This window comes from Paractinoplanes deccanensis (assembly GCF_016862115.1).
In the GTDB taxonomy this organism is placed as follows: domain Bacteria; phylum Actinomycetota; class Actinomycetes; order Mycobacteriales; family Micromonosporaceae; genus Actinoplanes; species Actinoplanes deccanensis.
This window is the reverse complement of the sequence record NZ_BOMI01000037.1, coordinates 128,787-148,567: the sequence shown is the minus strand read 5'-3', so window position 1 is coordinate 148,567 and position 19,781 is coordinate 128,787. Positions and strand designations below refer to the sequence as shown.

Here is a 19,781-nt window from a genome sequence, read left to right as displayed (position 1 = left end):
CTACTTGGCATGTCAGCGCCCGGTCCCAGCCCTCGACCACCGTCAGTAGGGCTGCTGGCCGCGCGGCGTTTACCAGTCCGGTGCGCCTTGGAGCAGCACAGCCGCTACCCAGCCGGTGAGCAGGGCAGGCCCGAACGCGATGCGTCGTCGGCGATCACCGGCATAGATTGCGAAGGCAACACCGGCGAGTAGAGCCTGAATCGTGGTGCCTATGAGAAGTCCTCGGGCTGCCATAGCCAGGTCAATCCAGCCGAGCGACATGGCGATCACTCCCGCCAGGCTTACGTCGCCGAGACCGAGCTGGCCTGGCAGGATGAGCGCCACAGCCAACATGAGCAAGAACGCTCCCGATCCGGCCGCGCACGCTGTGATCAAGGAGTCCCCATCTTGTCGTGCGAGGCTTTCGGCGATCATCGCTACGCCGAAGGTGGCTGCCAGGGCTCCAGACAGTACGTGGGGAAGACGGAACGTGCGAACGTCGATGATCGCCAAGGCCGTGGCGCCGACCGCGAAGAGCCAGAAGGCCGGTAGAACTAGCGAGAGCGGGAGACGCGCGCAGACCGAGGCGGCTACAACGCCGGTGAGGACCGAGGGGCCGACAGCCCGCCATCCCGACACGGAATGCCAACGCCACTGTCGTGGAGAAAGCCGGACTGGGCCTTCAAGGGGCACCGAGTAGGCGAGTGCCGTGGCCGGCACGCCAGCGACGATGCCAGCTGCACCCGCAACGAGGGCAACGACCAACACTCCTGGTCTACTGCCCGCTCGTACGATGCTGCTTGGCCCACCGCTCGATCTCGGCCAACAGGTCCACCAGTTCGAGACCGCCTCGGGTCAACTGGTAGTTGGCGCCGCTCTCATTCTGGACATGGTCAACTAGGCCGGTGTCGCGCAAGTAGTTGAGCGTGTCGGTCAGCGTCCGCGCGTGGACCGTGCGCGAGCTGGCTTGCGACACCGCGTGGTGGAGCTTGGAGTACCGCATGGGCTGGTCTCTCAAGGCTCGCAAGATCGAGACGGCTAGCTTCCGCTTGGCCAGGTTGAGGATGTCTTCCAGCTCGTTGGTCATCACTGCCCACCTCCTCAGTTACGAGCCCGTGACTCTCCGGAAGGGGCACATTGTATTGGATCAATCGGACGAACGACACCGCGTTCCGATTAATACGTGACGATCTCTCGTATTTTTCCCGACGCTCTGAGCCGGGGCAGTCGGCTCGGCGGCTTGCCGTTGGCTAGGCAGTCAGTGCAGACGTCCAATGTGGGGCTGGGGTGGCCGTTCGGCCAGCCACTGCTGTATTCGCACAAGATGGGCGGTGACGGCCTGGCCCTTAGCGGTTAGCGAGAACCGCAGCTCGGCCCCGGGCTCTAAGTCCAGCGTGCCGGGGCCTGCGCTGGTCACGAATCCCTCCGTGATCAAGGCGCGGAGCAGAGGCATCACCTGCGGTGCCTCCTTTTCCAGCTCAGAGAAGGCTGCGGATCCGTCCCGGACGCTCAACGCGAGCAGCAGTTCGTAGGCTCCTCTGCGTCCGAGGAGCGTGAGGGTTCGTTCGTTCCGGTTGTAGCTGTTCAAGCCACTCGACCTCCTCAGATTCACCGCCTTGGTGGGTCGTCAAGGGCGTCCCCGAAGAGGGGCGACGGATGCCACTACGCCGTCAGTGTGCGTGCGCGAGGCACGTACGGCAAGTGCGTACCTCGACGTACGTGTATTCCCTTTTCGCAAGGCGCGTACGCACACGTACGGAGGTTGCAATCACTCGTGGGTGTGGGTGTAAACACGACTGGTGACCTTGCGGTGAGGCTGGAGTCGACGCGGCGGCAGGAACTCCAACTCCACTATGAACGCTCGCGACCGGAAAGGTAACTCCCGATGTTTTCACGGCTTGCACTGGCCGGGCTCGCGGTCAGTTTGCTCGCCAGTGCGTGCACCGGTGATAAGCCACGCGTCGGAGATGCCGCACCTCCGGTTAGCTCGCCGGCCACAGCGGCGCTCAGTCCGAGCGCTGATGCTCCGAACGACGCTCTTGCCGCCTACCGCGGCATGTGGTCGGTCTTCGTCGAAGCGGCGGCGACATCGGATCCTGAGTCCTCTGATCTGCGGAAGTACGCCCAGGACCAAGCGCTGACGCTGATCACGAGTTCTCTCTACATGGACCGCAAGCGGAAGCAGGTCACCAAGGGCGACGTGAAGCTTGAACCGAAGATCACGAAGTTGTCGCCGTCGGCTCGGCCCACTGAGGCCACGATTGTGGACTGCGTCAATGACGAGAGTTGGCTCAAATACAAGGCCGGTGGCGGGCTTGTCAACGACGTCCCCGGCGGCCGGCACCGCACTACAGCCACCGTGAAGCGATCCGCTGACGGATGGAAGGTCAGCGCCTTTATCTTGAAGGAGAGCGGGACATGCTGACGCCTTTCAAGCGCGTCCTGCTGGTGGCCACAATCACGGCCTCCACCGCTCTCGGCCTTCCGATGATGGCTCGCGCTGACCCAGGAACCGGCGGGGTGACGTGCAGCGATGGCAGTACGCGGCCAGAGTGCAACGTCAATGCCGGCACGCCCCAGAAGCCAGGCTCCGGCTCCGGAAGCAACGGCGGCGGCGGCCAAGGTGGGGATGGTAAGTGCCGGAACCCGTCCGGGAAGGAGATCCCCTGTCAACGGGACGGTGGGCAAGCCGGTTCGGATGGCTGCTACTACAAACCGGCTGAGCTATCGCCCGCGATGATCGAAAATCTTGGCGGACAGCCCGAAGGCGCTGGGGGATGGTACGAACGGATCTGCTACGGCGATGACGGCCAAGCCTCTTCCGGATTCGGCGGACCGGTATGGGTGCCGGGAGGGCCGCCGGTGATATCACCAGAGGTATTGGCCCAGCAGGCGCGATCCAAGCTCGTACTCCCGAAGGTTGTCATTGAGCTCAACCCACCCGGTCCGCAACTGCGCTATTTGCCTGTCTGGCTTGCACTGGAGGCCGGCTCATGGCGGACGGAGTCGGCAACTGCCTCGGTTCCGGGCGTAAGCGTGACAGCGACCGCTCAGCCAGTGAGAGTGCGATGGTCGATGGGCGATGGCACGCCCGCCATCAACTGCGCCGGACCTGGCACCCAATGGACGCCGGGGTTCGACCCGGAGAGCCCATCGCCGGATTGCGGCCACACCTACCAAACGCCTGGAACCTTCACCGTGACGGCAACGGTGGAGTGGACAGTGAGCTGGGCCGGAGCAGGACAGACCGGAACTGTGCCGGGATTGACGACGACCGGTCAGGTGGAGGCCCAGGTCCAAGAGTCGAGGACCCTCATCAACCGCTGAATCGTAAGCATCAGTCGTAGCAGCGCCACACGGGGAGGACGTTGGTCATGGCGCTAGGTTCCGTGCGCCCGAAAACAGGTTCGGACGGTCGTGCGGCGGCTGCCGCGCCGCGTGTTGGGCGTGGCCCGTGGCGCGCGGCCCGGCGTCGCCGCAGGTTGCCGTTCGTGGCGTTGGGTTCGCTGCTGGTCGTTGTGTGTGTGCTGGGGTACGCCTGGGGCGCGGTACGGCTCGGTGACCGGATTCAGGTGCTGGCCGTGGCCCGGCCGGTCGCGGCGGGCCAGGTCATTGCCGTCGCGGACCTTACCCAGGTTTCGGCTGCCGACGATCCCGGAGTGTTGCTCATCCCGGTCGCCCAGGCTGAAGAGGTGATCGGCCGTACGGCGGTGGTGCCTCTGCTGGCCGGCACGCTGCTGACTCCATCTCTGATCGGTGATGCGGCGTTTCCGCCCCCCGGGAAAGTCACCGCGTCGCTGGCCCTCAAGCCGGGCCAGTATCCGCAAGGGCTTACCAATGGGGCGAGGGTGGCGGTGTTCGTCTCTGCCACCGGCACAGGCGCAGAGGGCCAGGCGAATCCGGCGGCCAAGGCCACAGCGGCGCCGACCCGGCTGCGGGCGGTCGTGCTCGGCGTGGACCTCGCTGGCGACGGCCAGGGTTCCACGGTGATCACGCTCCTGCTGGACGCCTCGGACGGGCCGCGGCTGGCCGCAGCCCCAGAGGGCGCAGTGGTGCTGATGCAGACCGCACCGGAAAGGTAACTGAGATGCCGTTGCTGGCCGTGACTTACCTCAAAGGCCGTCCCGGCGTGACCACGACCGCGCTCGGGCTGGCGGCTACAGCCTCGGCCAACGCACGAGCCACCGTGGTGGAGTGCGATCCGGCCGGCGGCGATCTGATGCGCCGCCTCGAGCTGGCCGCTACACCGAGTCTGGTGGATGTGGCTGCCGCCGCACGCGGTGCGACCGATCCGGATACCGCCTTCGCCGCCGGGGTGCAACCGGCGGTCGTGGGCGATGTCGTGGTGCCCGTTGTGGCAGCTCCGGCCGGTGGCGCTCAGACCCGGGCCGCGCTGCCGGAACTGGCCGGGACCGGTCGGGCGGTGTTGACGGCGCCCGACCGGCTTGTGGTGGCCGACTGCGGGCGGCTGTCTACCGGGTCGGCGGCGTGGCCGGTGCTGCGACTGGCCGACGTGGTGCTCGTGATGGCACGTGCCCGCGCCGACGAGCTGGCGCATCTGCGGGAGGCCCTCGCGGAACTGGTGGATATCGGCGCGGGTCGGCTGGTGATACTGCTCGCCGCCGGAGGGGCCTACCCGGCCGCCGAAGTCGCGCATGTGCTGCAAACCCACGTCGCGGAGGAGCTCGCACGCGAGCCGGGCGCGGTTGAGGTGCTCGGCCCGTTGCCCGACGACCGGAAAGCGGCGGCGCTGCTGTCCGGGGAGTTGCTAGCCGGGAAACGGTGGCGGCAGCTTCCCCTGATGCGCGCCTACGCCAGCGTGCTCGACGGCCTCACTGCCGACCTGACCGTTGCGCCGCCTGCTAGTTCCGACCCGGCTCGTGAGGAGACCATCGGATGAGTTCACCGCTCGCCCCAACGTTGAACGGGCAACTCCTCGCAGGGATGCTGCAACCGGCTGGCGAGGTCAGCGAGATCACGGTGGTCCGGCGGATCCGCCGCGACGTGGCCGAGCGGCTGACCCGCGTCACCCGCGCGCACGAGGCCGAGACCGGCGTACCGATGTCGGCCGCCGCGCAGCAGGAAGCTACAAAGAGCCTGATCACCGAGGCATTGGATGCGTTCGCCACGGAAGAGATGCGCGCCGGTCGGCCGCCCCTACGCCCCGACGTGGAGTCACGGGTGTCCCGCGCGGTGGAGGACATGCTGCTCGGGGCCGGTGGCCTGCAACCGCTGCTGGCCGACGAGAGCATCGAGGGCATCACCGCCAACGGCTGCGATCGGGTCTTCGTGCGCCATGCCGACGGCACCCGCAAACGAGTCGGCCCGATCGCCGACTCGGACGCCGAGATGGTGGCTCTGATCCGGCGACTCGCCGCCGACGCCGGCCGTGCCGAAGCCGACGGCGAAGGGGCGGAGGAACGGCGCTGGGACCGCGCATCGCCTGAGCTGAACCTCCAGCTGCCCGACGGCTCCCGCCTACACGCGATCATGTCGGTGACCCGGCGCCCGGCACTCTCGATCCGCCGGCACCGCTACGTCAAGGTCACACTGACCGAACTGGAGCAGCTCGCCACCCTCAACCCGGTGCTCCGCAGCCTGCTGACAGCCGCGGTGCAGGCCCGGCTCAACGTTCTCGTAGCCGGGCAGACCAACGCGGGCAAGACCACCATGCTCCGGGCGCTGGCCTCCGTCATCCCGCCGGACGAGCGGATCGTCACGATCGAGGACACCTACGAGCTGGCCTTGGACGCCGACGAGGAGCTGCACCCCGACGTGGTGCCGATGCAGGCCCGGGAAGCCAACGTCGAGGGCGCGGGCGCCTTCACCATGTCGCAGCTGTTCCGGTCGGGCCTACGGATGTCGCCAGACCGGGTCATCGTCGGCGAGGTCCGGGGCAACGAGGTCATCCCGATGCTCAACGCGATGAGCCAAGGCAACGACGGCTCGCTTGGCACCATTCACGCCTCCTCGTCGGCCGGCGTGTTCAAGAAGCTCGTGCTGTACGCAGCGCAGGCCGGGTTGGATCCAGCCACCACGAATCTGCTGGTCGCGGAGTCGGTGCATCTGATCGTGCATCTCGCGCTAACCGATACCGGTCGCCGGGTCGTGACCTCGGTCCGTGAGGTGGTCGATAGCGACGGCACCGGGGTCGCCTCCAATGAGATCTTCCGGCCCGGCCCGGACGGGTGGGCGGTGCCCGGTGCGCCGCCCTCGAACGCGCTGGTGCAGGCGCTGGCGGCGGCCGGATTCGATCCCAGCCTGTTGGATCAGGCACGTTCCGCGCCGGGCGGCGGGTGGTCGTCATGACCATGACGGTGCCCCTAGCCGCGCTGCTGGGGCTGGGAACGGCGTTCGGGCTGGTGCTGATAGGGGTGGGGCTGTCCGGCCGTCAGGATAAGCCCGCGGAACTCGATGCGCCTTCATGGTGGTCGAGGCTCACCTCGAACCGCGAACCGGTCGACCGGCGGCGGCTTGGGCTGTGCGTGGCCGTGGCGCTGGTCGTGGCGGTGCTGACCCGCTGGCCGGTCGCCGCCGGGCTCGCGGCCGTGGGGGCGTGGGTGCTTCCGGCGGTCATTGGCCCGGACCGCGACCACGCCCGCCGAGTGGCCCGGATCGAGGCCATCGCCACCTGGACGGAGTCGCTGCGTGACAACCTGTCCGGCGCGGCCGGACTGGAACAGGCCATCGCCGCGAGCGCGATCGAGGCCCCGGAGCCGATCCGCGACGAGGTTACCCGCCTGGCGACCCGCCTGCGGCGCAGTTGGCGGCTGACCGATGCGCTACGTGCTTTCGCCGCCGAGCTGGCCGACCCGACCGCCGACCTGGTCGTAGCCGGGCTGCTGATGGCCGCGCGCGGCAGCGCCGGGCAGCTCGGCGACGTACTTGGCGAGCTGGCGGATTCCGCGCGGGCGAAGGTCGCTTCCCGGCAGCGGATCACGGCCGGGCGCAAGCGCAACCGAACCTCCGCGCGGGTGATCGTCGGGGCGACTCTGGCGATGGCCGGCGTGCTGACCTTGCTTAACCGAGGCTATCTGGCGCCATTTGACTCGCCGTTCGGACAGCTCGTGTTGCTGGCCGCCGGAGCGTGCTTCGCGTTCGCATTCTGGTGGCTCGCCCGGCTGATGCGGGACCGCGACACCGCGCGCGTACTCGCGGGTGTGGCCGCACCGTCCGAGGCGGAGATGGTGCGGTCATGACCGGGATGGTGCTGCTGGCCGGTCTCGGCACCGGCCTCGGGCTGTGGCTGATCGTTGTCGGCTGGTTCCCTCGGCCACCGCGCCTGGACAAGGCCCTCGACGCCCCACAGACGATGTCCCTGGCCGCTGAGGCGAGGGGCGCGCCGTCGGGGTGGACCGGGCGGTGGGGCCGTCCGGCGGTGCGGTGGCTCCGGGCGACCGGGCTCCCGGTGGCCAGTACCCGCCGAGATCTCGCCGCACTGGACAAGCCGGTTGACGTCCACCTGGCCGAACAAGCGACCGCCGCCGTAGTCGGACTCCTGCTGCCCCCGGCCGCCGCGACGCTGCTCGGCTTCGCTGGCATCTCCACCGGCATGACGACGCCCGCCTTCGCGTCGCTGATCCTCGGCGCAGCCGGGTTCCTGGCCCCCGAGCTATCCGTGCGGGCGGACGCGGCGAAGTACCGGGCGGCGTTCCGCGACTCGCTGAGCTCGTTCCTGGATCTGGTGGTGATTAGCCTCGCGTCCGGGGCCGGGGTAGACCAGGCGCTCGACGACGCCGCGAGGGTCGGCTCAGGGGCGGCGTACACAGAGCTGAGGTATGCCCTCGCGGAAGCTCGGCTGGCCCGGGTGCCGCCGTGGGAGGTGCTCGGAGCGCTGGGGCGGCGGGTCACGGTCGCGGAGTTGCAGCAGCTCGCCGCGACCGTCGGGCTCGCGGGCACCGAGGGCGCGCGGGTTCGGGCGTCGCTGCGCTCGCGGGCTGTGGCGTTGCGCGACCGGCAGCTCACCGATGCCGAGGGCGAGGCGAACGCGGCGACCGAACGCATGGCGCTGCCCATCGTGTTCCTCTTCGCCGGGTTCCTCATCTTCCTGGGCTATCCGGCAATGGCGGCCGTGATGAACGGTCTTTAACCCTCGGACCAGCGTCCGCCTACGCACGCAGAGTGAGCTTCCAGCGAATGAGTCTCCTCGTCGCCCGCTAAGGAGGGAAGGAAAATGAACGCCGTACTGACCTACATCGCTGCTGAGATTCGCCACCGTTGGGAGATGGTGCGCGCCACGAAGGACGGCGGCTACACCACGGAGGCTGTCGTAGCTACCGCCGTGTTGGTAACGCTGGCAATCCTCGCCATCGGGATCATCTACGCCAAGGTGTCCGGCAAGGCCAACAGCATCAACCTCGGGTGAGGGCCTGCTGATGACCGCTGTACAGATCCGCCGTGCCGAACGTCCACCGAAGGCGGCGCTCGGCACGGCTGGACGGTTGCGAGCCCGGTGGGGGCGGGTCGCCGCCCGCCCGGACGAGGGCGCGGCGACGGCCGAGTTGGTCATCGCCATGCCGCTGCTGCTGTTCATCATCATGATGGTCATCCAGGCCGGAGTGTGGATGCACGCCACCCACGTTGCGCAGGCCGCCGCGAGCCGGGCCGCAAACGCCGCCGCCGCCTACCAGTCGAGTGCCGATGCCGGCCGGGGCGCAGGCAGCGACACACTCTCCGCGATCGGCAACGGCGTGCTGAAGAACCCGTCGGTGTCGGTAACTCGCACCGCCACCGAGGTCCGCGTGGAAATCCGTGGCCGTGCCGGGACCGTGGTCCCGGGCATGGCGTGGGAGGTCCGGGCTGTCGTGGTGCGTCCGGTAGAGCGCTGGGTCAACTCTGGTGGAGGCGCGTCGTGACGCAGCTTCGCCGGGCTCTGGTCGTCCGCCTCCGACAGGCGGCCGCATCGCCGGACGCCGGAGCCAGCACTGCCGAGATGGCCCTGCTGACGCCTCTGCTTGTGGCGATCCTGCTGTTCGTGGTGATGTGCGGCCGTCTCGTCTCGGCACAGATTGACGCGGAGGCCGCTGCCAGCAGTGGCGCCCGGTCCGCGTCGCTGCTCGGCGAGGGCGCTGGGGTCGCGCAGGCGGAACGTAACGCCCGCGCGACACTCGCCGCTCGCGGCGCGACTTGCCGCTCGGCCAGCGTCACGGTTTCGGGCAACCAGCAGCCCGGCGGCTCCGTGACGGTGCGAGTGTCGTGCCAGGTCGCCCTATCGGACTTGCTCATGCTCGGCATTCCCGGGAGTCGAACGGTGGAGGCGAGCACGACCTCGCCGGTGGACAGGTGGGCGGGACCATGATTCGGAGATTCGGGGCCGTGGCGCCATGGGTGCACCGCCGTACCGGTGGCCGAGACGCCGGACAGATCACTCCGTTCGCAGTGCTGTTCAGCGTGGCATTGTTCGCCGTCGCTGGGCTCGTCTTGGACGCCGGGCTCGCGCTGTCGGTCAAGGTGTCCGCACTCGACACCGCGCAGGCCGCCGCCCGCGCCGGAGCACAAGAACTCGACCTGTACCTGTACCGCACACAGGGCCGTGCCCAGCTCGAGCCCGGCCGCGCCGCGTCCGTGGCTCGCTCCTGGCTCGCCCGCGCCGGCGTCGACGGCGAGGCGTCCGCCACGGCCACCACCGTCACCGTGACCGTGCGCCGCACGAGCCGCACTCAGCTACTGCAACTGGTCGGCGTACGAAGTCTGCGGGTCTCGGCTTCCACGACCGCGGTCGCGGTGCAGGGCATCAACGGCCCCAACACCTAAGCCTCTTCGAGGAGCACTGGGTATGTTCCGTGCCTTCGCCGCCCTGGGCCGCCTGCTGCGCGTCCTGGTCGCCGCCGCTGTGATGCTCGGCTTCGTCGCTGGAGTGCCGTGGCTGCTTATCGCCTCGGCCGGATGGCCCTTGGACTGGCTCGGCTGGGCTCAGCTCGGCACACCGCCCGGAGCGTCCGAGCTGATGGTGACAGTCACGAGTCCCTGGTCGGATCAGATGATTGTGGCGCTTCTCGCCTCGATCGGTTGGGTGCTGTGGGCGCAATTCGTCCGCGACACCGTCATCGAAGTGATCGAGGCATCAGCCGCTGCTTCGGCTGCCCGTCAGGGCAGGCTCCGGCCACCGGTCTCCGGGCGTGGCCCGATCCGGTGGGTTGCGGCCGTGCTCGTCGGCGCGATCATCGGCGGCCTACTGTTCGACGTCGCCCGCACTGCCACGGTCGGCGGGTCCAGCGCGTCCGCAGCCGCCGTCGATGCCGCCGCTCACCGGCCCGCTGTCGCCGTTACCCCAGCAGAACCCGCCCCCGTGGCCGCGACCGCTCCCCGTCCCCGCCCCGCGATCACGGCTGCCGCCGCCGGGCCAGTGGCCGCGCACATCGGCACCGGCATTCCGGGGTGGGCGCGCGACGCACCAGGCGGCGTGCACCACGTCGTCGTAGGCGACAACCTGTGGGATCTCGCCGAGCACAAGCTCGGCGACCCGCACCGGTGGCGCGAGATCTACAAGCTCAACCGGGGCCACACGCAGGCCAACGGCTACGCGCTCAGAGACCCTGACGAGATCCACGTGGGCTGGGTGCTGGCGCTGCCTGCGCGTGACGACACGCCACTCCACACGAAGCCCTCCGCCACGCCACCGGCCGAGCCCACGACCAAGCCCAGCTCGGCCGCCACCAAACAGCCCACCACCAACGCGCCGCAGCACACCGCTTCGCCAGCTCCGAGCAACCCAGCACCGAGCAGTACCGCGCCGGCCAGCTCTGCCACCGCCTCCGCGGCGACTTCGGTAACCACCGCTCCAGCGGAAAACAGCAGCCCCACGACCGCCGCACCGCAGGTCACCTCCTCGACAGCCGAAGATGATGGGCGCGACCGCGACGAGTCCGGAATCGTCCTACCGGCGCAAGGGTGGGTCAGCCTCGGCCTGGCCGCGTTGCTAGCTGCCGTCGCTTCTCTCGTCCGTCTGCAACGCCGCCGCCGCGCCCGGCTCGTCGTCCCCACCCCGGCCCAGATCGAGCCACAACCGGCACCACTTCCCGAGTCCCTGACCCCGATCGAGACCGCCGCTGACCGGCTCCGGCACCCCGAGCAGGCCCAGCGCCAGCCGATGGCGCCTGCTGTCGCCGCGCCCATCGGTGTGGATGCCGCCGGAGCAGAGGTCAGCCTCTTCGAGCTGCCCGGCCCCGGTCTCGCCCTGCACGGCGACGGAGCCGATTCGGCGGCTCGTGCCCTATTGAGCGCCGTGCTCGCCACCGGCGCCGCCCCGAGTACGGAAGCTCACCCAGTCGTGATCACCACGACCGAGACTCTTGCCCGTCTCCTGCCCGCTGGTGCCCCGCTGGTGGGGCTGGACCCCGACGGGACCAGTTACGACGGAGAACGGCTCGTCGTACTCGCCGACGCTGCGGCGGCCGTCACCCATGCCGAAGAGGAAATGATCCTGCGCCGCAGACTGCTCGACACCTTCGACGCCGACAGCATCATTGACCTCAACGCCCGCACCGACCACGCTGAGGCCCAACCGGCGTACGTGCTGCTCATCGAAGCCGCCCCTCGGCACGCGCGCCGTCTGCTTGCCGTCGGCGCGCACCGCGCCGCACTGCATCTGCATCCGGTCGTCCTCGGCGAGCTGGATGGTATGACCGCCGTCGAGGTCGCCGCGGACGGCACCACTGGCGACGAGCAGACTCTCGGACTACGTCGTCTTTCCACCCTCGCCGCCACCGACCTTGCCGCCGTTCTCGCCGCGCTGGCCGACACAATGCCCCGGCCCGAACCTGGATACGACTTCGACGACCCCGCCGGCATCGCCGACGACGCCACCACGACATCGGACTCGATCACCGCCGAAGAAGCCGAGCCCGTACCTGCCCAAACCGTCGAGATCACCGCACCGGTCCGGCTCCAGGTGCTTGGCCCGGTCCGGATCACCACCGACACCGGCCCGGTCACGACTGGAATGCGCAGCGGCTCCTACACAGTGCTTGCCTCCCTCGCCGTGCACCCAGCTGGCCGCAGCCTCGAACAGCTCGCCGCAGACCTACACCCCGACACTGAAATGGCCACCGCCGCCAAACGAATCCGCACCGACATCAACACCGCCCGCCGTGTCCTTCGCACCGCCACCGGCAGCGCCGAGGAAATGTTCGTGGTCTACGACCCGGCGACCAGCCGCTACCAACTCGACTCACAGCTGTTCGCCGTCGACCTGTGGCAGATGCTGACCGCTATCGAACGCGCCAACACCGCGCCCGACGACTCCACCGCCCTCGCCGCGCTGCGCGAGGCCGCCGAGCTGTACGGCGGGGACTTCGCCGAAGGTCAGGACCGAGCCTGGGTCACCGACTACGCAGGCAGCTACCGGCACCAGATCCTCGCCGTGTATGCGCGGATCGCCGAAATTATCGAGATCGACCAGCCGGAGCAGGCAATCGCCGCCCTGCAACGCGCCACCGACCTCGACCCGATCAACGAGGAGCTGTACCAGCGGATCATGCGCATTCACGGCCGCGCACAACGCCCCGATGCGGTCCGGCAGACGCTCCGCTGCCTGGAGGATCGCCTGGCCGACCTCGACGCCGAACCCTCGAAGGCCACCCGCCGCGTTGCGGAACGGCAGCTACGGCCCGTCGCCAGTGGGGGCGCTCGATGACTGACACTCCGCGCAACGGCACGGCGAACGCCCGCGTCGCCGTCGAGTCACCTCCTGCCCTCGACAACATGCCGTGGCGCGCGCGGGGATGCCCGTCTAGATGCGCATCTTGCTCGTGCTGCCCTTCGCACCTGCGTGGAACTGCTGGCCATGGTGCTCGCCGCGAGGCCGAAGGATTAATGCGCGCGCGGATGGGCGAGAGTGCGCCGCGTGCCTTTGGCGCCAGACATGCCGGTCATGTCAAGGTTGAACGTTTACGAACAACTGGTCGGTTAGTAGTAGCTGACAGTCAATCATTCCTCTATGCTGACCGTGATGCACTCGCCGTCTAGATGCCCCTCAGGGAAGCCGGTAAAGGCGTTTTATGGGAGACGAAATCCTCGCTATTGCTGATGGCGTCATGGGCTGGTTCTGGCCGGGTTTTGATGGCCCTAAGGACACGGATTCGGATTACGAACGGGGCTACTTGAGCCTCACCGCACCCGATACGTTTGAACTTAAAACGCTTGATGAGGATAGCTTTCGAGACGAATTGTTGAGTCACCTTCCTTACCCTCGGTTAATCACCGGATCCACAGAACATGGGACAGTGCTACTGCTCGACTTTAAGGGTGCTGGTCAGAAAATTCGTATGGGGGGTGCGGCGTCGGCCCGACACTATCGGGGTCGCACCATTCTTCGCGACGTTCCGATAGAGAAGATCCGAAGTGAGCGGCTCAAGTCGATTTCAGCCCACTTTTTCGGAATTTCCTCGTGGTTCGGACTATCAACCTCGGTCGAGTCTTTAGGGCATCGTGACGATGGCAAGCTAAAGTCATTTACGATCGCTGTCGAGTCGCAGCCAGAGCAAAGCATACGCCTCTCTGGCGGCAGGGAGCTCGTTCTCTCGGCCCATTGGTATACGCGTGGTTCGACGGACAAAAGGATCATCCACGCGCCTGTAGAACTCAGTTGCCGAAGCGTCGGTAGGGCGGAGTCTTTGTGGAACTTACGTCAGCCTCTGCTTCGTGTGCAAGACCTACTGTCCTTCTGCTACGAAGGCTTTATTGCGGCAGAGAGCGGTCGTGCAACACCCGACGTCGATGGTGCGGAGATTGATCGATCGCAGCTTTGGGATGGCTGGCTCATGGCGGCACCCACGGGCGCTACGGCCGCGAAAAGTAGAGATTTCCCTCTACTGAGATTGGAGGACATAGGTGGTTTGCCCGCACTTCGGCGGTGGATTGTCCTATGCGACAATCACCTCCGTGCGGTAAGGCCGATTATTGAGCCCTATCGGCAAGGGCGAGCGTCGGCTCCTCTCCGCCTGCTTGAGATCGCCGCAGCCATGGAGTACTGGGTGGCAGCTCACAGAAGAAGAAGAGTAAAGTGGGTCAAGGAGAAATGCTGCAAAAAGGGTTCCCAAGGATGTGGCTGGTCTTGGCCGATTGCGCGGCATGTGGGCGGCCATTTTGATCGCTGGGTGGGTGACTCCAGGGAGTGGTCGCATCGATTTTGGAGTGCATACAACAAGCTGAAGCACGAGCCTGAGTATGTGGCAAATGAGGTGGAATTGGGAATATTGGCGGACAGTGCCTCGATGCTTCTTTCCGTTGCCCTACTCTGTCGCATATCAGGAAACAAGGAGCCGGCGCGGAAGTTATTCGCCGACACTAGTCACACGTGGCAGCTTCAAAAACGAATCCATGCGTTGCTTCAAGAGCAACGGGCTTGATTAATGTTCGGCGATGCCCTCAGTATCTAGTGCCCTTAGCTCGGTTGATCGGCCTCCGCGGCGGTCAGCAGGCGTTGGGCGGTACGCTCCGCAACGCCGAGGCGGCGAGCGAGCTCGGCACCGAGACCGCGCCGGCCATGTCCGGTAGCTGCCGCCTCGGCGAGCAGGTCTGCGGCGGCTTGCAGGCGAGGGTCGTCGGCGTAGGGGTGGGGCTTGCGCGGGCCGGTGGTGCGGGGTGCGTGACCAGTGGATTGGCGGCCTCTGCGGGCGTCCGCGTGCGCCCACACGGTGCGCCGGTACCAGAATCGCCGCCTACGGCCGTCGGACAGGATCTCGACGTGGTCGGGGTGCCCGGTTAGCTCGACCGGCAAGTTGCGGTACGAGCTGTAACCGAGAATCCGTGCGGCCTCTCCGGAGGTCACCAGTTCGTTCGGATCACCGCCACGGTCGACCTCCGTCAGCTCGGCCAGCTTCGCGGCTTGATGGGCGGCGTGGAAAGCGTCGATGTCGTCGGCCCAGAACCACTCGCGGCCGGAGTCGTCGGTGAAGCCCTCCGGGAAGCCGAACCGGGCTCGCTGTTGGATCCAGTTGATGACGGTTGTGCGCGCCACGCCGGTCTGCGTAGCTACACCATCGCGGTCGAGGGCGACACGGTCAGAGAAGGTTCGGCGAGCCACGGTCGTCATTGTCGCGGGTCTCCGAGTTGCGGGCGTGCTGGAGTGCCGATACCAGCTTGATGGCTGGGTAGCATCGGCGGCACGCTGCTCAGGCTTGATACGGCTGATGGGCCGTGGGGTGGCTACGAGCGGCGAGGCGGCCGGTCGGGGGTTGCGCACACCCTTTCAGGTGTGCCCCGACCGGCCGCCGCCCAGCCGCAGGATCTTTACACCGCAGTGCGAACTATTCGGCCTCTGGCGGCGCCTCCGTCGGGCCGCCATCAACGATCTCTGACGCTGCCTGGTTCGGCTCCTGCCATAGGCCGAGCGGATGGTGCTCGGTGATCCGGTATCGACCCGGCCGTAGGGTGTTGAGCACGGTGCTGTAGGTGCCATGCAGGTGTCCGCGCACTCGCATGAGCCGCTTGCCGCGTGTGAATTTGGCTGGCATGGTATCGGTGACCCGGGCTATCAGGCGGTAGAGGTCACGCTCCTGGATCAGGGCGGCGCAGCCGTCGCAGGCACTCCACCGTTCACCCCAGATCTGCACCGGCCCGAGAGCCGTCTCGACGGCGCGGGTCCGGGCGGCGTGGTGTCGACGCTGGTAGTCGCCGAGTTCCACGGTGCGCCGGGTGACGTATCGGAGGTCGCTCTCCTGGTCGGCGCACACGTACACCCAGGCGGCGACCGGGCCGGAGCAAAAGTCGCACTCAATGATCGGGTTCTCGACCTCGGTCACCGGCGCCGGCCGAGCCTGGTGATCGACCTCGCCGCCGCGAACCTCGGCCGGGTGTAGGAACGTGAGCGCGCCGCTGGGTCCCTGGTGCCGGTGCAGCGCCCGTCGGCAGGTGCGGCAATGGAAGGGCATCTCGTCGGGCGTCGGCGACATCCACGCGGGAGTGAGCGTCATCGGTCGACTCCTTCCTGCTCGTTGCCCGCAACGTCCCAGGCCAGCGACGCCATTAGCGCCAGCGGCAGGCTCGCGATGGATCGACCATCTGTACAGGTGGGGGTCACAGCTACCTCTCTTCCCTGTTCAGATTGAGAGGAAGGTGAGTCGCGGCGACGTACGTCAGGTGATCGAGGACGGCACTGACCTTCATCTGGAGGACGTCTTCAGGCCGGCAGCTGGCGCAGGCGAAGTCGAGCAGTGTGCGCGCGGCGGCGAGTCCGTATGCAGCGAGTTGACTGTCTACTGGCAGTGGCTCGGTGATTGGCGTGCTGTTGTAGTTGAGGAGGGTGGCTCCGTACCGGAACTCGATCCGGTACCGGTCACCGTCGGGTAGCTCGGGCGCCAGGTAGACATCGATGACGACGCCGCGCTTCTCGTAGTAAGGGGCGAGGCCGTCGGCCGTGGTCGCTACCTCACGCGATTGCGGCGGCGGTTGAGTCGAGGGGCGAACAGTCACGCCCGGTCGTCCTTCAGCGGGGTGGCGCTCGGGCTCGTCCTGATCGTCGAGCCTCGAGTTCGAGATGTGGTCCGGCCCGTGGCCGAGGTCTGCGCCGAGGTACGTCCGTGCCGTCGCGATCAGCTTGTCGAACAGTACGCTGAGCCTGGCGGTGAGCACGTCGTTTTGCCCGGCCTTGGTGAGCGCCTCGAAGAGTTGGATGCGGGCTGAGCCGAGGTCGGCGATGACGTCCGCAGGGCTGAAAGCGTCCGCTAAGACGGTCAGCTCGGAGGCCCAGTACCACTCGGTGCTGCCGTCTCGGTACTCGACGCGGTACCGGTCCCCGGCCGGGTGATCCGGCTGACGGTAGATATCGATGACGACGCCGGGCCGCTGCTCGAAGGGTTCGAGGCCCTGGCTGGTGACCACGTCGTGCAGGCGCGGCAGCGGCTCGACGATGGTGTTGTCGATAAGGTTGAGATCCATGGGAGTTCTCCTCGTTCAGATCAAGGGGTAGTCGTTCTCGCCGCCACCGTTGACCTCGAACGCGACGGCCTTGTCGCTCGTCTCGGTGGTATCGGCGTGCAGGTAAAGGGCCTTGGCACGGCGCTGCACTCCGATGGAGACGCCGTTCAGGTCGAGCACCACGTAGTCGCTGCGGTCACCGTCAGCTGGACGACCGGGGTATATACGCAGGTTCAGGCCGCGAAGGACGGCGGCGATCATGGGATCTAGGGGTTGGATGCCGTTGAGCAGCGTGACCGCGATGGAGGCGTCGAAGTAGCGCACCCCGTCGAGCGTCTCGGACGGTTCGCTCATCGAGACCTCCTCGTGCCGGCCGCGGCGAAGTCGCCGGTCTCCACTCGCTCCGGGAACGGAGGCAGGATCGGGGGGAGCTGGGTGACCGAGTTGCTGTTGGAGACGGCGGCGCAAGCGATGAGCGCGGCACCGGCGGCGACGGCCTGCGCGGGGGTGTAGCGCACGCGCACCGAGCGGCTGTTGTCGCTACTGACGGCACGGACCTCGACCACGCCTCGCTGCCAGGTGCAGACCGGGAGTCGAGTGTCGGGGACCGCTCTCACGGTGCCGGTCGCCAGCGCGTCTATCGCGGTCATGAGTTTGGCGTTGCTCACCATCGCGTCCTGCCCGGCAAGAGCAGCGTCCGCCTCGGCGCGCTCGCGTTCCTGCCTGCCGATTCGCTGGGCGATGGCTGCCGCCTGCTCGGCGCGGCTGTAAGCAGCGGCGTACTGCTCGACGAGCATGGACAGCTTGGCACCGAGGTGCTCCGATCCGACGCCCCTGCTCGCGGTGTTCTCGACTTCAACGGCGGCCGGCGCCACAACGGAGACGTCAGCGTCCTCATCGATGAGAGGGCGTAAGAGGGCGTCGACTAAGTCGGCCGGGTCGAGTCCCTCGTCCTTGGCGCGGCGCGAGAGCGCGGTGAAGGCGATGTCGGTTATGGCAATCAAAGGCATGAGCTTTCTCCCTGGAGGTGCTGGCGCGACCGTGGCCGGTGTTAAGGCCCAGCCGCGCCAATCGCGTGTCAGCGGATCGTCGGGCGCGGCACGGCGGGCGGCGGCGTGCCCGGCACCACCGGGGCCGGTCCAGTGCCTCCGGGCGGGGACGGGGCGGGATGCACCGAAGCCGCCGGATCGGCTGGAAGCGGCGGTAGCGCCTCGGCGACCTTCAAGCCAGATCGGTCGAGGCTGATGGCGGCGTACGCGGTTAGGTGTGCTCCCACCGTCAGGGCTTGCACCCCGGTGAGTTTGAGCCGTACGGAGTTTGCTCGGTCGTCGCGGGCGTGGATGGCCACCTCGCCGGTGGGCAGCGGCTGCACTGGAAGGAACGCCTCCGCGCTCACGTCGTCCGGCACGCTGGCGGTGAGCAGTGCCAGGAGGGCGTCGTAGTGCTGCTGCGTCAATTCGTGGGCGTGCTGTGCGCGGGCGTGCTGGTCCGCCTGGGTTTCAGGGTTGGTAGCGGTACGGGACCGCTCGTGCGCGACCTGCGCGGCGGCCCATGTCATGCACAGGCTGTTAACCACGGCGAGAATGTCGTCTCGGCTGGTCATGGTGCGGCTCTCCCTCGAAGGCGAGATCGTTAGAGTCAGGGCTGAAGGCACCGGCATCGGGGCGGCGGTGCGCCGGGGCGGTATCGCCGAGGCGGGCCGGTGCCGCGTGGGAGGCGCGCTGGCGGAGGTCGGCGGCCGGGTCGGTGTCGCGTCCGGGGAGGCGCGCCGGACAGCGTCCGTGACGCCCGCCGGGACCGGGGCCGTGTGGTGTCGGCCCCGGTACCTACGGCGGCTCATCAGACTGTGAGCAGCTCGAACGCGCGGGCCTTGATGTCCGTGCCCGCACTGGTCAACGCGCGGGTCGCGCGAATCTCGGCGCTCGGAGCCGGAGCCAAGTGATCGATCCACTCGGTGATGGCCTGGTATCCGGCCCAGCGGGTGCCCTTGATCGCCTTCTGCGTGTCCGCGTCCCGGATGAGGTATCGCAGCGTGCTCATCCGCTGCTTCGAGTTGTTCTTCGTAACATCCGAGGCGTCATCGGCCAGCGGCCAGACTTGGGCGACAATCTTCTCGAACTCGCCCATGGTGAGCGTGTCGTTGATCATCTTCTCGGCCTCAGCCTCGAACGCCCCGATGTGCCGCCACACCAGATCGATGGCCTCACGCGCCTCGGAGATCTTGGTCTTGACGTTGGAGGTGTGCCGGAAGGTGTACGAGCCCTTCGACCGCTTATAGGCCATGCGCTGCGTGTTCGCGCACACGATGCGGACCGGGGTGGCGTCCACGCGCAGCGAGGCGGTGCCGTCGTGGCTTGTGGTCGCGGCCAGATAGAGGTCGATGTCGTCGATCCCAGCGACCTTCATCGCCTCGGGCAGTTTCATGGTGACGAAGACACTTCGTCCGCCTCGCATCGAGCCGCCCGTCTCAAAGTGGGCGCCGGACTGGTCGACCAGGAGGTTGAGTACCTCGGCAACTTCCTCGTTCTGCACGCAGGTGTAGTCGTCGCCGACAATCCCGAGGTACTCGGTGGTCCTGGTCTGCGGGTTCGTCCGCACGGTCATCCACTTGTCCGGCGAGTCGATCCGCGTGATTCCGTTCTCGGTAACCTCCGTGCCGGACAGTGCGATCTTGCGAACATTCCAGCCTCCGAGCCACGCCTCGGTCATCGCCTCTTCGGCGGTCATGCAGCCCTCGGTGATCTGGCCGAGTCGATGCCAGGCCGACAGACGGGCGGAGGCGAAGGCGGTCTGCCCGTTGGCCAGAGTTTCAAGTTCGTGTGCCACGTCTTGTGTTTCCTTTCCGTGCTGATGGGATGGGGCTGTGGCACGCCGCCAGTGGGTTGCGCCCCGACGGCCTGCCGTCAATGTCAATGTTTCCTACCTGGAAGAGCGGTTCAAGGCCG

23 protein-coding genes are annotated in these 19,781 nt (G+C 67.5%); 13 read left to right on the top strand and 10 right to left on the bottom strand.

Features of this window, described 5'->3' with window-relative positions; genetic code table 11:
* Positions 1-69: 69 nt before the first annotated feature.
* The 3 genes from Ade02nite_RS11760 to Ade02nite_RS11750 all read right to left on the bottom strand — a co-directional run bounded on the left by Ade02nite_RS11760 (position 70) and on the right by Ade02nite_RS11750 (position 1,567).
* Entirely contained in the window at positions 70-618 is a 549-nt protein-coding gene (locus tag Ade02nite_RS11760; protein ID WP_369076659.1) for a prepilin peptidase, read from the bottom strand.
* A 136-nt stretch (positions 619-754) separates the two neighbouring features.
* The gene (locus Ade02nite_RS11755) at positions 755-1,066 is read right to left on the bottom strand and encodes a winged helix-turn-helix transcriptional regulator (RefSeq protein ID WP_203761620.1); all 312 of its coding nucleotides are present in this window, start codon (positions 1,064-1,066) and stop codon (positions 755-757) included.
* A 171-nt stretch (positions 1,067-1,237) separates the two neighbouring features.
* Positions 1,238-1,567 carry a hypothetical protein gene (locus Ade02nite_RS11750; RefSeq protein ID WP_203761619.1) on the bottom strand — a complete coding sequence of 110 codons (330 nt, stop codon included), beginning with the start codon at positions 1,565-1,567 and terminating at the stop codon, positions 1,238-1,240.
* Between the two features lie 297 nt (positions 1,568-1,864).
* Here Ade02nite_RS11750 and Ade02nite_RS11745 point away from each other — a divergent pair, with 297 nt between their 5' ends.
* The 13 genes from Ade02nite_RS11745 (at position 1,865) to Ade02nite_RS11685 (ending at position 14,327) form a co-directional block, all read left to right on the top strand.
* Complete coding sequence (locus Ade02nite_RS11745; RefSeq protein WP_239168694.1) at positions 1,865-2,404, top strand: hypothetical protein; 540 nt, start codon at positions 1,865-1,867, stop codon at positions 2,402-2,404.
* Positions 2,359-3,306, top strand: a complete 948-nt coding sequence (locus Ade02nite_RS11740; protein WP_307871213.1) for a PKD domain-containing protein — start codon at positions 2,359-2,361, stop codon at positions 3,304-3,306. The genes Ade02nite_RS11745 and Ade02nite_RS11740 overlap by 46 nt, the downstream gene beginning before the upstream one ends.
* Before the next feature lie 164 nt (positions 3,307-3,470).
* Positions 3,471-4,061 carry an SAF domain-containing protein gene (locus Ade02nite_RS11735; RefSeq protein WP_203761617.1) on the top strand — a complete coding sequence of 197 codons (591 nt, stop codon included), beginning with the start codon at positions 3,471-3,473 and terminating at the stop codon, positions 4,059-4,061.
* A 5-nt stretch (positions 4,062-4,066) separates the two neighbouring features.
* The gene (locus tag Ade02nite_RS11730) at positions 4,067-4,879 is read left to right on the top strand and encodes a hypothetical protein (protein WP_203761616.1); all 813 of its coding nucleotides are present in this window, start codon (positions 4,067-4,069) and stop codon (positions 4,877-4,879) included.
* A gap of 44 nt (positions 4,880-4,923) precedes the next feature.
* Positions 4,924-6,288, top strand: coding sequence for a TadA family conjugal transfer-associated ATPase (locus tag Ade02nite_RS11725; RefSeq protein WP_203761678.1), 1,365 nt, complete (start codon positions 4,924-4,926; stop codon positions 6,286-6,288).
* Positions 6,285-7,178: a type II secretion system F family protein gene (locus Ade02nite_RS11720; protein WP_379035860.1), complete on the top strand. Its 894-nt coding sequence runs from the start codon at positions 6,285-6,287 to the stop codon at positions 7,176-7,178. Before Ade02nite_RS11725 ends, Ade02nite_RS11720 begins: the two co-directional genes overlap by 4 nt.
* On the top strand, positions 7,175-8,068 hold the full coding sequence (locus Ade02nite_RS11715) for a type II secretion system F family protein (RefSeq protein WP_203761614.1): 894 nt from the start codon (positions 7,175-7,177) through the stop codon (positions 8,066-8,068). Before Ade02nite_RS11720 ends, Ade02nite_RS11715 begins: the two co-directional genes overlap by 4 nt.
* An 84-nt stretch (positions 8,069-8,152) precedes the next feature.
* Positions 8,153-8,344, top strand: coding sequence for a hypothetical protein (locus Ade02nite_RS11710; RefSeq protein ID WP_203761613.1), 192 nt, complete (start codon positions 8,153-8,155; stop codon positions 8,342-8,344).
* Positions 8,345-8,354: 10 nt separating this feature from the next.
* On the top strand, positions 8,355-8,834 hold the full coding sequence (locus tag Ade02nite_RS11705; RefSeq protein WP_203761612.1) for a TadE family protein: 480 nt from the start codon (positions 8,355-8,357) through the stop codon (positions 8,832-8,834).
* Positions 8,831-9,277 (top strand): TadE/TadG family type IV pilus assembly protein, encoded by a 447-nt coding sequence (locus Ade02nite_RS11700; RefSeq protein WP_203761611.1) that lies wholly within the window; start codon positions 8,831-8,833, stop codon positions 9,275-9,277. Before Ade02nite_RS11705 ends, Ade02nite_RS11700 begins: the two co-directional genes overlap by 4 nt.
* On the top strand, positions 9,274-9,732 hold the full coding sequence (locus Ade02nite_RS11695; protein ID WP_203761610.1) for a pilus assembly protein TadG-related protein: 459 nt from the start codon (positions 9,274-9,276) through the stop codon (positions 9,730-9,732). The genes Ade02nite_RS11700 and Ade02nite_RS11695 overlap by 4 nt, the downstream gene beginning before the upstream one ends.
* 22 nt (positions 9,733-9,754) lie before the next feature.
* Positions 9,755-12,613 carry a BTAD domain-containing putative transcriptional regulator gene (locus Ade02nite_RS11690; protein ID WP_203761609.1) on the top strand — a complete coding sequence of 953 codons (2,859 nt, stop codon included), beginning with the start codon at positions 9,755-9,757 and terminating at the stop codon, positions 12,611-12,613.
* 364 nt (positions 12,614-12,977) lie between these two features.
* The gene (locus Ade02nite_RS11685; protein ID WP_203761608.1) at positions 12,978-14,327 is read left to right on the top strand and encodes an ApeA N-terminal domain 1-containing protein; all 1,350 of its coding nucleotides are present in this window, start codon (positions 12,978-12,980) and stop codon (positions 14,325-14,327) included.
* A gap of 35 nt (positions 14,328-14,362) precedes the next feature.
* On the opposite strand, the gene Ade02nite_RS11680 is transcribed toward Ade02nite_RS11685, so the two are convergent.
* The 7 genes from Ade02nite_RS11680 to Ade02nite_RS11650 all read right to left on the bottom strand — a co-directional run bounded on the left by Ade02nite_RS11680 (position 14,363) and on the right by Ade02nite_RS11650 (position 19,662).
* The gene (locus tag Ade02nite_RS11680; RefSeq protein ID WP_203761607.1) at positions 14,363-15,013 is read right to left on the bottom strand and encodes a hypothetical protein; all 651 of its coding nucleotides are present in this window, start codon (positions 15,011-15,013) and stop codon (positions 14,363-14,365) included.
* Between the two features lie 214 nt (positions 15,014-15,227).
* Positions 15,228-15,893: a hypothetical protein gene (locus Ade02nite_RS49205; RefSeq protein WP_239168693.1), complete on the bottom strand. Its 666-nt coding sequence runs from the start codon at positions 15,891-15,893 to the stop codon at positions 15,228-15,230.
* 109 nt (positions 15,894-16,002) lie between these two features.
* Complete coding sequence (locus tag Ade02nite_RS11670) at positions 16,003-16,857, bottom strand: hypothetical protein (RefSeq protein ID WP_203761606.1); 855 nt, start codon at positions 16,855-16,857, stop codon at positions 16,003-16,005.
* 15 nt (positions 16,858-16,872) lie between these two features.
* Positions 16,873-17,190 (bottom strand): hypothetical protein, encoded by a 318-nt coding sequence (locus Ade02nite_RS11665; protein WP_379035865.1) that lies wholly within the window; start codon positions 17,188-17,190, stop codon positions 16,873-16,875.
* Complete coding sequence (locus Ade02nite_RS11660; RefSeq protein WP_203761687.1) at positions 17,187-17,846, bottom strand: hypothetical protein; 660 nt, start codon at positions 17,844-17,846, stop codon at positions 17,187-17,189. Before Ade02nite_RS11660 ends, Ade02nite_RS11665 begins: the two co-directional genes overlap by 4 nt.
* Positions 17,847-17,914: 68 nt before the next feature.
* The gene (locus Ade02nite_RS11655) at positions 17,915-18,439 is read right to left on the bottom strand and encodes a hypothetical protein (protein WP_203761605.1); all 525 of its coding nucleotides are present in this window, start codon (positions 18,437-18,439) and stop codon (positions 17,915-17,917) included.
* Between the two features lie 236 nt (positions 18,440-18,675).
* Positions 18,676-19,662 (bottom strand): DUF932 domain-containing protein, encoded by a 987-nt coding sequence (locus tag Ade02nite_RS11650; protein ID WP_203761604.1) that lies wholly within the window; start codon positions 19,660-19,662, stop codon positions 18,676-18,678.
* Positions 19,663-19,781: the final 119 nt, after the last annotated feature.